The sequence below is a fragment of the Kitasatospora sp. NPDC059599 genome (assembly GCF_042735125.1).
GTDB lineage: Bacteria > Actinomycetota > Actinomycetes > Streptomycetales > Streptomycetaceae > Kitasatospora.
Window position 1 is genome coordinate 31,861 of the sequence record NZ_JBHWCL010000072.1, and the last position, 13,471, is coordinate 45,331.

Sequence of the window (13,471 nt, forward strand, 5' to 3'; positions counted from 1 at the left end):
TCAGGCTTATGGCGGGGGTTCGGCGGCGGATGGACATACGCGACATCGAGTTGTTTCTGACCTTGGCGGAGGAGCTGCACTTCGGCCGGGCGGCCGCCCGGCTGCACCTCACCCAGGCGCGGGTCAGCCAGGTGATCGCCCGTCAGGAGCGGCAGATCGGCGGTCTGCTGTTCGACCGCTCCAACCGCCGCCAGATCCGCCTGACCCCGCTCGGCCGACAGCTGTGCGCCGATCTGCGGCCGGTCCATGCGGACCTGCGGGACAGCCTCGAACGTGCCCGGTTGGCCGCCCGCGGCAGGACCGCCCGTCTGCGGGTCGGCATGATGCCCTTCAACGTGCCCGACCTGCACCACTACTGGGAGGGGTTCCGCTCCCGCCACCCCGAGTGGGAGCTGCAGATACGCAGGGCGCCCTACGTCGAACCGTTCGAGCGGCTCCGCGACGGCGACATGGACGTCTTCGTGACCTGGCTACCGGTGGACGAGCCCGATCTCACCATCGGCCCGGTCCTCTTCCACGACCCCCGCGTGCTCGCCGTCGCCGCGGACCACGCACTCGCCGGACGATCCGAGATCCCGGTCGAGGCGCTGGGCGACTTCGGCCATGCCATGCCCCCCGCGATGCCCGACCAGTGGGAGGACAGCTACCTGTCGTTCTACACGCCCCGCGGCAAGGTGATCGAACGCGTCGAGTCGGCCACCAACGCCGATGAGCTGATCAATCTCGTCATCACCGGCGAGATCGTCCACCCCTTCCCGTCCCACGTCACCCGCTACTGGTCCATGTCCCACGTGCAGTTCGTCCCCCTTCCCGAGATGGGGACGATTCCCTACGCCCTGGTGTGGCGCCGCGACACCGAGAACGAGCTCGTCCGGGCCCTCGCCCGGACCGTCCGCGACATCGGCGCGCTGCACTTCTGAGCGCACCCGTGCGCGGATCGCCGGCGCTCCGGCAGCACTCTGAGCGAATACGGTCACGGCACCGGAGGACGGTGCACCGGGCCGTCCTTCGGGGGCTGAGGGAACCCCCGAACACCGCTGCGCCGCTGCGTGCCGGCGTCCCCGTCCGCCACCGCCCCGACATGGGGGTGAGCCCGAGCGCGCGAGCCCGGGCGGTGGCGGTGCTCGTCGCGCCCACCAGGGCGAGGAGGGTCAGGACCAGTGCGCCGAGGATCCTCCTCGGCGCAACAGGCCGCTGTACGTAGTGCTCCGGCACGGTGTCACCTCTCGTGGTCGGGAACTGTTCGCGAAGTGTCTGCGAGTTGTTGCTGCTCGCCGGTCACGTCACGGTGTCCAACACGTTCGGCCTGCCCGTCACCTGGTAACGGACCGGGTCGACGGGTGAATCCGCCTACCGTGTCCGGGACTTGGTGCGGCTCCATGATGGAGCGGCGCGCCGCATTGGTTCAACGCTCCAAGTTGGAGCATCGCTCCAACTGTGTCATATTCGGACCATGCCAACACGAGCGCGCCGGACCCAGCGGCGTAACCAGGTGCTCTCCCGGGAGCAGATCATCGACGCCGCGATCGGCCTTCTCGATGCCGGTGGCGAGGGCGCCCTGACCGTCCGGGCGATGACCGATCGCCTGGCCACCGGGTCAGGGGCGATCTACTACCACGTCGGCAACCGGGACGAACTGCTGGACGCGGCGACGGAGACCGTCATCACCGCGGCTCTGGCGACCAGGCCCGCCGGGGCACAGGCCACGCCCGCGGACGAGATCCGCGTCGTCGCCCTGGCCCTGTTCGACGCCATCGCCGAACACCACTGGCTCGCCACGCGGTTGATCCTCCAGATCGTCCGCAACCCCGTCGGCCCGGTGACGGTGGGCATCTTCGAAAGGCTCGGCCGGCAGGTGGGCGCCCTGGGCGTCCCGCAGGCCCGATGGTTCGACGCCGCCTCGACGCTCGTGCACTACATCCTCGGCGCGATCAGTCAGAACGCCCGCGTCGAGGGGGACACCTCGGGCATCGACCCCGAAGCCGACCGCGAGGAGCTCTTCGACGCGACCTCGCGGGCGTGGCAGGAACTCGACGCCGAGTCCCACCCGTTCCTGCACGCCATCGTCGGCCAGATCAGGGAGCACGACGACCGCGAGCAGTTCCTCACCGGTATCGCCGTCGTCCTCGACGGCCTCACCCGCCTGCGCTGACCCCGCTGCACCGGGCCGGGCAGCCGACTGGACTTCTGTGAAGGGAAATCTCTCATGCATGACGTGGTCATCGCGGGTGGCGGCCCGGTCGGCCTGTTCCTGGCCGGCGAACTGGCCCTGTCCGGCTGCTCGGTCCTGATCCTCGAACGGGACCGGGACCTCACCTCGCCGCTGAAGGCGCTGCCGTTCGGCATGCGGGGCCTGAACGCCGGCTCGGCCGAGACGTTCCACCGCCGCGGCCTGCTGGAAGCGATGGTGGAGGCCTCCGGCGCCGACCGGAAGGAGGTCGGTGCGGACCCCGACGCCAGTGAAGCGCCCGCTCCCCGCGACGTGTCCCACTTCGCGGGCATGGGCCTGGACGCGGGTGGCATCGACGCGTCCGCTCTGCCGTTCCGGCTGCCCGGTCCGGCGATGGCAGGGTTCATGACGAGCCTGGAGGCCGTCTCGACGGTGCTCACCCGGTGGGCCGCCTCGCTCGGCGTGGAGATCGTCCGGGGTGCTCCCGTCACCGCCGTGACGCAGGACGCCGACGGTGTCACCGCCACCGCCGGCGGACAGCAGTACCGGGGGCGCTGGCTGGTGGGCTGCGACGGCGGGCGCAGCGCGGTGCGCGAACTCGTGGGCTTCGACTTCGTCGGCACCGACCCGCTGTTCACCGGCTACGTCGCCAAGGTCACCTTCGCCGACCCCCGGCAGCTGCCGCTCGGCTTCAACCTGACGCCGACCGGCATGTACCTGCGCACGTCCTTCGAGGGCCATCTGGGCATGAACGACTTCGACGGCGGCACCTTCGACCGCTCCCAGCCGCTGACCCGCGAACACCTCCAGGCGGTCCTGCGTCGCATCTCCGGCACCGACGTGACGCTGACCGACGTCGAGCTGGCCTCCAGCTTCACCGACCGTGCCATGCAGGCCACCAGGTACCGGAAGGGCCGCGTCCTGCTCGCCGGTGACGCCGCGCACATCCACTCGCCGCTTGGCGGCCAGGGCCTCAACCTCGGCATGGGCGACGCCGTCAACCTCGGTTGGAAGCTCGCCGCCACCGTCCACGGCACCGCGCCCGAGGGCCTGCTCGACACCTACACCGACGAGCGCCATCCCATCGGCGCCGCCGTCCTCGACTGGTCCCGCGCCCAGGTCGCCACCATGAAGCCGGGCCCCAACGCCCCCGCCCTGCGCAAGCTGGTCCTCGACCTGCTGAGCACCCCCGGCGGGGTCACCCACGTGTACCGGCAGACGTCGGGACTGTTCGACCGCTACGACCTGGGCGGCGAGCAGCCGCTCGTCGGCCTGAGCGCCCCCGACTTCCGCTTCCAGGAAGGCGCCCGCCTCGGTGAACTGCTGCGCCGGGGCCGGGGCGTGCTCCTGGACTTCGGCCGCGACCGTGCGCTGCAGACCGCGGCGGAGGGCTGGGCGGGCCGGATCCACTACGCGGCCGGACCGGTGCGCAACGACCTCGGATTCACCGCCCTGCTCATCCGGCCGGACGGCATCGTGGCGTGGGCGGACGACCACGCCGACACCGAAGCGTTCCGGCGGGCCGCGACCCGCTGGCTCGGCCACCCGCATACCTAGAGGCCCTGTCCGGTCCGGCCCGGTCCGGCTTGGTCCGGTCCGGGCAGCGTCGTCGACCACCGTCCGGGCCGGGTTCCCGCGTGCCGTGTGCCGCGTGCCGCGTCCCCGATTCCCGGCCGGCCAGGGCGCTTTCGCCCGCCCCGTACGGGCGGTGCGGAGGGGGCCGCGGTGTGCGAGCCGTTACGGCGTCGTCGGTTCCGGCGGAGCCGTTCAGGATTCCTGCCGGCACCGCGCTCGTGGTCGGCGCCCCTGATGGCCAACTGGCGGGTTGGATGCTTCGTATCCTGGTCGCATGGCATGGGACACCACGAAGACCAGGAGGCTCCTGCTGGAGGCCGCCGTGGACGAGTTCGCCGCGTACGGGCCCGAGGGCGCGCGGATCGACCGGATCGCGGCCGCGGCAGGGGTCAACAAGGAACGCATCTACCCGTACTTCGGCGGCAAGCGGCAGCTCTTCGACGCCGTGGTGCAGCGCGAGCTGGAGCAGCTCGCCGCCGCCGTGCCGATGGAGGGGGCGGATGGGTGCCCGGTGCAGCTCCCGGAGTACGCGGGCCGGGTGTTCGACTACCACCTCGCCCACCCGCACCTGCTGCGCCTGCTGCAGTGGGAGGCGTTGTACGGCGACGCGAACGCTCCGGTCGCGGGCGAGGAGCGGCGTGCCGCCTACTACGCCGAGAAGGTCGCCGCCGTCGCCAGGGCGCGCCGGGAGGGGGAGGGCTCCGCGCGGGTCGGTGTGCCGCTGCCGCCCGGGGAGTTGCTGCTCGCGGTCGTGGCGCTGGCCGGCTGGCAGTTCGCCGTGCCGCAGCTCGCCCGCATGATCCTCGGTGGGACGACCGGTGAGGACCCGGCTGGTGAGGACCCGGCCGGCCGTCGGGCCGTCGTCGTGGAGCTGGTGCGCCGCCTGGAGTCCTGATCCGCCCGGACCCCATCTCCAACTCGCTGGTTGGAGATGGGGTCTCTTCGCGCTAGTCTCCAACTCGCCAGTTGGAAATTTCCGAACCGGGAGCTCCCATGACGCACGCCTCCGCACGCCCGAACGCCGCCCTGGTGCTGATCGAGTTCCAGCGCGAGTGGCTCGACCCCGAGCACGGCCGCCTCAACCACCTCGTCGAGGACCGCGACCTGCTGGACGCCGCCGTCCGCGGCGCGGCCGTCGCCCTGGCCGCCGCCCGTGCCCACGGTGTCCCCGTCGTGCACGTGCCGCTCGTCCTCACCCCTGGCGCCCCGGAACTCGCGGGCTGGACACCGGCCCGCCTGGGCCTGCGCGCGGCGATCCCGAAGGCCGGCACCTGGATCGAGGGTGACCCCGGCACCGAGTTCGCCGCGGCGTTCCGGCCCGCCCCCGGCGAGACGGTCGTGCGTGGCCGCGCCGGCGCCAGCGCCTTCGCCGGGTTCTCCGACCTCGACCTGATCCTGCGCCGCCTCGGCGTCACCGACCTGTACCTGGGCGGCTTCGCCACCCACGTGTGCGTCGAGTCCACCCTGCGCGAGGCGCACGACCGCGGCTACACCGCCCACGTCATCCACGACGCCTGCGCGGCCTTCACCCGCGCCCAGCAGGACCACGTCCGCGAACACGTGATTCACCACTTCGGAGCCGAGACCGACGCCGCCTCCTTCGCCGCCGCACTCGATGCCGCGCAGCAGTTCCTCGCGATCGACCGCCTCGAAGCAGGTGCGTGAGCGGCTGTCGGCATCGCGCCATCCTGTTCGTGTAACGACCGTCACAAGAGGGGCGTCAAGGCCGCAGGCCTTGCGGTGCGGCGGTCGTCCGGGCGAAGGATCTTCGGTTTCCGCGCGCAGGATTCACAGCGAACCGAAGCTCTGGCTTCTGTAGAAGATGCAACATCTTTCACACGACCGTCTTGAAATGATCACTTCTGGCCCTCAGGCCGATCACACATCCGAGTTGTTCGCGTACGCCTGGTAGGAATGATTTCGAGCGGGCCGATCGCCGGTAGATCGCCCTGACCAGCGCCGACGACGCGTCCGGCAGTCGCCGTTGCCGACCGGTCCGCGAAGAACGGGGGGCACTGAAAGTTCTTCACCATCTCCATCTGGGGGGCACAGTCATGTCCGAAGACACCACCACCGAAATCACCCGCCGGCGGATGCTGCAAGGCGCCGTCGTCGCGACGGCCGTCGCCACGGGCACGGTCGTCCTGGGCCTCACCGGCCCTGCCGTGGTACCTGCCAGCGGCGCCGACACGCAGAGCGGCGAAAGCTTCGACGAGGTCTTCCGCGGCCGCCGCATCCAGGGCATGCCGATGCGCGGCGAGGGCCACCACGCGATGAGCGGCTACGCGGTGCTGATCGACGGCCGCGAACTGCACGTGATGCGCAACGCGGACGGCACCTGGATCAGCGTCATCAACCACTACCAGACCTTCACCACGCCGCGCGCGCTGGTCCGGGCCGCCGTCAACTCCCTGGCCGGCGCCGACCTGGCGCCGCTCGCCGCCTGACTCCGGACCGCACTCCGGCCTCCGCACAGACCACCCTCAAAGGAATTCCCATGGCAGTCCGCAAGAGCCAGGCGACCCTGACGGCCGCCGAGAAGCGCGCCTTCGTCAACGCGGTCCTGGAACTCAAGCGCCGCGGTGCGTACGACGCGTTCGTCAGCACGCACAACGACTTCATCATGAGCGACAACGACACCACCGAGCGCACCGGCCACCGCTCGCCGTCCTTCCTGCCCTGGCACCGCAGTTTCCTGCTGCGCTTCGAGCGGGCACTGCAGGCGATCGACGCCACCGTCACGCTCCCGTACTGGGACTGGACCACCGACCGCACCCCGAACTCCTCGCTCTGGGGCCCGGACTTCCTCGGCGGTGACGGCACCGGCACCAACGGCCGGGTGACCACCGGCCCGTTCGCGCAGGGCTCCGGCAACTGGACGCTCACCGTCAGGCCCGACACCCGCAACTTCCTGGTCCGCCAACTGGGCCAGGGCGGAGAGGACCTGCCGACCAGGGCGGACGTGGACGCCGTGCTGGCGATCGACACCTACGACGCCGCGCCGTTCAACAGCTCCAGCACCGGTTTCCGCAACAACCTGGAGGGCTGGGTGGGCGTCAACGTGCACAACCGGGTGCACGTCTGGGTCGGCGGCACCATGAGCACCGGAATGTCGCCCAACGACCCGGTGTTCTGGATGCACCACTGCATGATCGACCGCCTCTGGGCCGGCTGGCAGAGCCGCCACGCGGGCCAGGGCTACCAGCCGGTCCGCCGCACCAGGAACGTGGTCGCCCTGAACGACACCATGAAGCCGTGGAACGACGTCACCCCGGCCGACCTGCTGGACCACACCAAGTTCTACACGTACGACAGCGCGTACTGATCCGGCCGGTGCGGGGCGGGGGCCGGAGCAGTGGTTGACGCTCCGGCCCCCGGTGCCGGCTCGGCCGGGAGCGGGCGGCGGTGCTCAACGGAATGCTTATGGACCGTCAATGACGGTCGGCCACCGTGGACTTCAGCGCGGACCACCCGGTCGGCGCAGCACCGATCAAGGAGGATCCGCTCCGTGAACACGATCAAGAAGGCAGTGCTCGGCTCGGTGGCCGTCGGCGCGCTGCTGCTCTCCGCCGCCCCCGCGGCCTCGGCCGCCGACGGTCGGCAAGCGGCCCAGGGACCGGCGGTGGCGCAGGCGGCGCGCAGCACCGACGTGTCGCTCTACAACGGCACCAAGGACGTGATCTATCGGAACTACACCTCGCTGTCACACGGCGTCTGGGGCAGCGTGACCCCGCCGGACGCCATCAAGGCCGCCGACACGGTCTCGTGGAGCTCGGAGTCCTCCGGCTTCATGACCGGGACCGAGGGCGAGGTGCGGTACCAGCTGCGCACCGGCGAGGCGGTGATCCACTGGGACAACCCGTTCGCCGGCAGCAACAGCTACAGCTGCACCGTTCCCGGTGGCTACACGTGCAGCTGGACCGGTGGCAAGGGCGACAACGCCTCGGTCGCCTTCACCATCGGCGGTGCCCCGGCCAGTGTGGCCGCCGACCGCCAGGCCGAGCAGGCCCCCGCCGTCGCCTCGGCGGTCAGGAGCACCTTCGTGACGCTGCAGAACCGCACGCCGAGCGTGCTGGAGCGCACCTCCGCCGTGCTGGACCACGGCACCTGGAGCGAGAACCTGTTGCCGCAGGACCGGGTGTTCCCGATGGACAACGGCCGCTGGCAGTCGGAGTCCAACGGCCTCATGACCGGGACCGAGGGCAGGGCCGTCTACAACATGTTCAACGTGGGCAACGTCGAGATCTGGTGGGACAACCCGTACGTCGGCAGCAACAAGTACAGCTGCACCGTCCCCCAGGGCTACACCTGCAGCCAGGACGGCGGGAGCGGCGACAACGCCTTCGTCACCTTCACCGTGCAGAAGGGCTGATCCGATGCGAGGTCTCCTCCGTACCCGCCCGGGCTTCAAGGCCCTGACCGCGGCCGCCGTCGCCGCCCTGACCCTGGTGCCGGTGGCCACGGCCGAGGCCGTTGCCGCCCCTGCGCCGCCCGCCGTCCGGGCCGCCGTCGCGCAGGCGAACATCGACGACGGCCAGTCCTACGTCCTCGCACCGCAGCAGGCGCCCGACCAGTGGCTGGGCGAGAACGGCTGGAACGACATCGTCGCCCAGACCAGCAGGCTCTGGTACGGGGCGCAGCAGTACAGCCACGCCCTGTGGACCGCCCGGGTCAGCGGCGGCGTCGTCGGGCTCGAGAACGCCGAGTTCCACGGCAGCCTCCAGGACGACAACGGGGCCGTGGAGGCGAACTGGGGCAACGGTGACGCGTTCGGCTGGACGGCCGTCGCCGGCCCCAGCGGCTCCGTCGCGCTCCAGAACCGGGCCACCGGCCGCTACCTCGCGCTGAACGCCGCGAACGCCGCCGTCATGGCCACCGGCATCTACTACTGGTACCTCGTCAACGCCCACGCGTAGCGGATCTCCCGCCGCCCCCGACCGCGCCACGCGGTCGGGGGCACCCGTGCGTTCCCGGGACGTCCTCCGGGAGCACGTACGCCCGTTCCCCGGCCCTCGACGCCGAACGCCGGTGGGCCGGCTACGGGCGCCGCGGCGGGGCTCAGGACCTGATGGCCGCGCCCGCCCAGGCGCGGTTGCCGAGGAGGGTCTTGATGTCCGAGGCCAGGCCGTTGTCGGGGTTCACCAGGAAGCCGAGCTCGTAGAGGGTGTTCTTGTCCCAGTTGGTGGTGAGCAGCCGGATGGGCACGTCGCCGGGGTGGGCCTGGAGGGCGAGCTTGAGTTCGGCCACGACGTCGGGGGTGATCCGGGAGGCGGGGACGGTGATGTGGACGGGTGGCTTGGTGCCGAGTTCGGCGGAGGAGACGTCGAGGGTGGTGATCTCCTGGCCGAAGACGCTCAGTGAGCCGTCGCGCTCGTTGAGGCGGCCGCGGACCGAGACCACGTTGTCCTCGATCATCTGCTCGGCCATCAGGTTGTAGGTGGCGGGGAAGAACAGCACCTCGACCGAGCCGTCGCGGTCGGCGAGGGTGATGATCGCCCAGGCGTTGCCCGCCTTGTTGATGCGCCGGTCGACGCCGGTGATCAGGCCGGAGAGGCGGACCTCGCCCTCGGAGCGGCCGGAGCCGAGGAGTTCGGCGATCGAGGTGTCGCGGTTCTGGGAGAGGATGTGCTCGGCGCCGTCGAGCGGGTGGCTGGAGACGTAGAGGCCGAGCATCTCGCGTTCCAGGGCGAGGAGTTGGCGCCGGGGCCACTCGTTCTCGCTGAGCTGGAAGTCCAGTCCGATGCCCGGTCCGTCGTCGCCGGTGTCGAGGGCGCCGAACAGGTCGTCCTGGCCGATGGCCTGTTGCTTCTTCACCCCGGTGACGGCGTCGATGGCGCTCTCGTGGACGGTGCTGAGCGAGAGCCGGGTGTGGCCGAGCGAGTCGAAGGCGCCCGCCTTGACCAGGGAGTCGACGGTGCGCTTGTTGCAGACCACCAGCTCGACCTTGTCGAGGAAGTCGGCGAAGGAGGTGTACTTGCCCTGTTCCCCGCGGGTGCGCACCAGGGACTCGATCACCGGCACGCCCACGTTGCGCACCGCCTTGAGGCCGAAGCGGACGTCACTGCCGACAGCGGTGAAGTCGACCACCGACTCGTTGACGTCGGGGGAGAGGATCTTGATGCCCATCTGCCGGCACTCGGCCAGGTAGACGGCCATCTTGTCCTTGTCGTCGGCGACGGAGGTGAGCAGCGCGGCCATGTACTCGGCCGGGTAGTTGGCCTTGAGGTAGGCGGTCTGGTACGAGACCAGGCCGTACGCGGCGGAGTGCGACTTGTTGAACGCGTAGCCGGCGAACGGGACCAGGACGTCCCACACCGCCTGGATCGCCGCGTCGGAGTAGCCGCGCTCCTTGCAGCCCGCGTGGAAGGGCACGAACTCCTTCTCCAGCACCTCCTTCTTCTTCTTGCCCATCGCGCGGCGCAGCAGGTCGGCCTGGCCGAGCGAGTAGCCGGCCAGCACCTGGGCGGCTCGCTGGACCTGCTCCTGGTAGACGATCAGGCCGTAGGTGGGGCCGAGGACGTCCTTGAGCGGTTCCTCCAGCTCGGGGTGGATCGGGACGATCTCCTGCTGGGCGTTCTTGCGCAGCGCGTAGTTGGTGTGCGAGTTCATGCCCATCGGGCCGGGCCGGTACAGCGCGGAGACGGCGGAGATGTCGGCGAACTCGGTGGGCTTCATCAGCTTGAGCAGGGCGCGCATGGGGCCGCCGTCGAGCTGGAACACGCCCAGGGTGTCGCCGCGGGCCAGCAGCTGGTAGGTGGTGGGGTCGTCGATCGGGATCTTCTCGATGTCGACGTCGATGCCCCGGTTGGCCTTCACGATCTTGATGCAGTGGTCGATGATGCCCAGGTTCCGCAGACCCAGGAAGTCCATCTTGATCAGGCCCATGGCTTCGCAGGACGGGTAGTCGAAGCCGGTGATGATCACGCCGTCCTTGTCCCGCATGTGCAGCGGGATCAGGTCGAGCAGTGGGGTGGAGGACAGGATGACGGCGGCGGCGTGCACACCGGTGCCGCGGATCAGGCCCTCGATGCCCCGCCCGGTGTCGATGATCTTCTTGACGTCGGGCTCGTTCTGGTAGAGCGCCCGGATCTCGGTGCCCTCGTTGTAGCGGGCGTGCTTCTCGTCGAAGAGGTCGGCGAGCGGGACGCCCTTGCCCATGACGTCCGGGGGCATCGCCTTGGTGATCCGGTCGCCCATCGAGAACGGGTAGCCGAGGATGCGGTTGGCGTCCTTCACGGCGGCCTTGGCCTTGATCGTGCCGAAGGTGTTCACCTGGGCCGTGTACGCGGCGCCGTACTTCTCGGTCACGTAGCGGACCATCTGGTCGCGCTGGCGGTCGTCGAAGTCGATGTCGACGTCCGGGGGGTTGATGCGCTCCGGGTTGAGGAAGCGCTCGAACAGCAGGTCGTGTTCCAGCGGGTCCAGCTGGGTGATGCCGGTCAGGTAGGCGACCATCGAGCCGGCCGCCGAACCGCGGCCCGGCCCGACCGGGATGCCGTTGTCCCGCCCGTACTGGCAGATGTCGGCGACCACGAGGAAGTAGGCGTCGAACCCCATCGGGGTGATCACGCCCATCTCCAGCTCGATCCGGTCCAGCACCTCCTGGCTCGGGCTGTCCCCGTAGCGGTGCTGCAGCCCGACCTCGATCTTCTTGCGCAGGTACGAGGCCTGGGTCTCTCCCTCGGGCACGTCGAACTGCGGCATCCGGTCGACGTAGGTGAAGACCTCCTCGTACGACTCGACCCGCTCGGCGATCGCCAGCGTGTTGTCGCAGGCCTCCGGCAGTTCGCGGAAGAGCTCGCGCATCTCCTCGGCGGTCTTCACGTAGTAACCGGAGCCGTTGAACTTGAAGCGGTTCGGGTCGTCCTTGTTCTTGCCCACGCCGACGCAGAGCAGGCTGTCGTGGGCGTCCGCCTGGTCGGCGGTCACGTAGTGCGAGTCGTTGGTGGCCAGCAGCGGGATGTTCAGCTGCTTGGCCAGCCGGAGGAGGTCCTCGCGGACGTCCCTCTCGATGGAGAGGCCGTGGTCCATCAGCTCCAGGAAGTAGTTCTCCCTGCCGAAGATGTCCTGGTAGGCGCCGGCCGCCCTGACCGCCTCGTCGTACTGCCCCAGCCGCAGCCGGGTCTGCACCTCGCCGGAGGGGCAGCCGGTGGTGGCGATGATGCCGGTCGCGTTGGCGGCGATCAGCTCGCGGTCCATCCGGGGCTTCATGTAGTAGCCCTCCATCGACGCGAGCGAGGAGAGCTTGAAGAGGTTCCGCAGACCGGTGGCGTTCTGCGCCCACATGGTCATGTGGGTGTAGCGGCCGCCGCCGGAGACGTCCTTGCCGCCCTCGCCGTCGGCGCCGCTCGGGCGCTGGCCGCCGGGCGACCAGAACACCTGCTTCTTCAGGAAGCGCGAGGCCGGTGCGACGTACGCCTCGATGCCGATGATCGGCTTCACCCCGGTCTTCGCCGCCGCGTGGAAGAACTCGTACGCGCCGAACATGTTGCCGTGGTCGCTCATCGCGATGGCGGGCATGCCCTGTCTCTCCGCCTCGGCGAACAGCTTGCCGTTCTTCGCCGCCCCGTCCAGCATCGAGTACTCGGTGTGGACGTGCAGGTGCGCGAAGCTGTCGGACACGGCGCTGTGCTCCTCGGGGGGCTCGGGCTGGCAAGCGGCCCAGGCTAGTGGGTCGGCCCGGACGACACGCCGGTGCCGGGCCTTCGGGGCCGGGACCTTGACGATTCTCTCCCACCTCCTGGACGGGGCGTTGACCGGGCGGGCCAGACCACCGGCGACCGGGAGCGCGACCCGCACCTCGCTGAACCGCCGGTGGTGACACACGTGTGCCCGCGGGTCGGCGGGCCACCGTCGGGCCGGAGCGGACGGCCGGGACGCGTGGGTACGGCCGGGCTGCAATCCCGAAGGCCGTCCGAGTGACCGGGGCGTCACCTTCTGTGTGCGGGGGCGCAACGTGTGATGCGATGCCCCCGTGAAATCCGGGGTCGGGCCCGAACGCGACGCCCGCCCCGGGTCCGTGGACGACGGAAGGGAATCCCATGGTGCTCCGCGCGCTGGCCGCGACTGGTGTCGCCGCATCGTTGTTCGGCTCATCGGGCCTCGGCAGCCATCCGGGCCCGCCGCCGACCCCGATCGTCATCGACAGCGTGGCGGTCAACGGGTCCGGCTGCCCGGCGGGGACGGCCGCCGTGTCCGTCTCCCCGGACAACACCGCCTTCACCGTCACCTACAGCAACTACACCGCCAAGGTGGGGCCCGGGACGGCGCCGACCGACTCCCGGAAGAACTGTCAGCTCGGCCTTCTCGTGCACGTCCCCGGTGGCTACACCTACGCGGTCGTGTCCGCCACCTACCGCGGCTTCGCGTCGCTGGCACCCGGTGCGTCCGGGACCCAGCGGGCGAGCTACCACTTCCAGGGCAGCGCCCGCACCACCGAATCGATCCATCACTTCGAGGGCGGGTTCACCAACGACTGGCAGGAGACGGACACGGTGGACGTCGCCGCCCGGGTCTTCGCCCCCTGCGGGCAGGCGCGCAACCTCGACATCGACACGGAACTGCGGGTCGAGGCCGGAACGTCGAGCCCGGGCGCCACCAGCTTCCTGGAGATGGACTCGACGGACGGCAGCATCAAGACCGTGTACCGCCTCGCCTGGAAGCGGTGTCACTGACCTCCCGGCGCCGCGATCGGTGGGGGTGACCGGGCGAACGGCCGCCCTGCCG

The 13,471-nt window shown here is 70.3% G+C and carries 11 protein-coding genes; 10 read left to right on the top strand and 1 reads right to left on the bottom strand.

What is annotated here, in order from left to right:
- Positions 1-29 precede the first annotated feature (29 nt).
- The 9 genes from ACFV04_RS24190 (at position 30) to ACFV04_RS24230 (ending at position 8,661) form a co-directional block, all read left to right on the top strand.
- Positions 30-920: a LysR family transcriptional regulator gene (locus tag ACFV04_RS24190; RefSeq protein ID WP_380335691.1), complete on the top strand. Its 891-nt coding sequence runs from the start codon at positions 30-32 to the stop codon at positions 918-920.
- Between the two features lie 533 nt (positions 921-1,453).
- Entirely contained in the window at positions 1,454-2,152 is a 699-nt protein-coding gene (locus tag ACFV04_RS24195) for a TetR/AcrR family transcriptional regulator (protein WP_380532093.1), read from the top strand.
- A gap of 54 nt (positions 2,153-2,206) precedes the next feature.
- Positions 2,207-3,727 (top strand): FAD-dependent monooxygenase, encoded by a 1,521-nt coding sequence (locus ACFV04_RS24200; protein ID WP_380532096.1) that lies wholly within the window; start codon positions 2,207-2,209, stop codon positions 3,725-3,727.
- A 292-nt stretch (positions 3,728-4,019) separates the two neighbouring features.
- Entirely contained in the window at positions 4,020-4,640 is a 621-nt protein-coding gene (locus ACFV04_RS24205) for a TetR family transcriptional regulator (protein WP_380532099.1), read from the top strand.
- A 98-nt stretch (positions 4,641-4,738) separates the two neighbouring features.
- Positions 4,739-5,410, top strand: a complete 672-nt coding sequence (locus ACFV04_RS24210) for a cysteine hydrolase family protein (RefSeq protein ID WP_380532102.1) — start codon at positions 4,739-4,741, stop codon at positions 5,408-5,410.
- 389 nt (positions 5,411-5,799) lie between these two features.
- Positions 5,800-6,192 (top strand): tyrosinase cofactor, encoded by a 393-nt coding sequence (locus tag ACFV04_RS24215; RefSeq protein ID WP_380335679.1) that lies wholly within the window; start codon positions 5,800-5,802, stop codon positions 6,190-6,192.
- A gap of 50 nt (positions 6,193-6,242) precedes the next feature.
- Complete coding sequence (locus tag ACFV04_RS24220; RefSeq protein ID WP_380335676.1) at positions 6,243-7,070, top strand: tyrosinase family protein; 828 nt, start codon at positions 6,243-6,245, stop codon at positions 7,068-7,070.
- Between the two features lie 183 nt (positions 7,071-7,253).
- Positions 7,254-8,117 carry a Crystal protein ET79 gene (locus ACFV04_RS24225; RefSeq protein ID WP_380532106.1) on the top strand — a complete coding sequence of 288 codons (864 nt, stop codon included), beginning with the start codon at positions 7,254-7,256 and terminating at the stop codon, positions 8,115-8,117.
- Positions 8,118-8,121: 4 nt separating this feature from the next.
- On the top strand, positions 8,122-8,661 hold the full coding sequence (locus ACFV04_RS24230) for a hypothetical protein (RefSeq protein ID WP_380532109.1): 540 nt from the start codon (positions 8,122-8,124) through the stop codon (positions 8,659-8,661).
- 142 nt (positions 8,662-8,803) lie between these two features.
- On the opposite strand, the gene dnaE is transcribed toward ACFV04_RS24230, so the two are convergent.
- Positions 8,804-12,367 carry a DNA polymerase III subunit alpha gene (dnaE, locus tag ACFV04_RS24235; RefSeq protein ID WP_380532112.1) on the bottom strand — a complete coding sequence of 1,188 codons (3,564 nt, stop codon included), beginning with the start codon at positions 12,365-12,367 and terminating at the stop codon, positions 8,804-8,806.
- Between the two features lie 419 nt (positions 12,368-12,786).
- On the opposite strand from dnaE, the gene ACFV04_RS24240 reads away from it, so the two are divergent.
- On the top strand, positions 12,787-13,419 hold the full coding sequence (locus ACFV04_RS24240; RefSeq protein ID WP_380532115.1) for a DUF4360 domain-containing protein: 633 nt from the start codon (positions 12,787-12,789) through the stop codon (positions 13,417-13,419).
- The last annotated feature ends 52 nt before the right edge of the window (positions 13,420-13,471 follow it).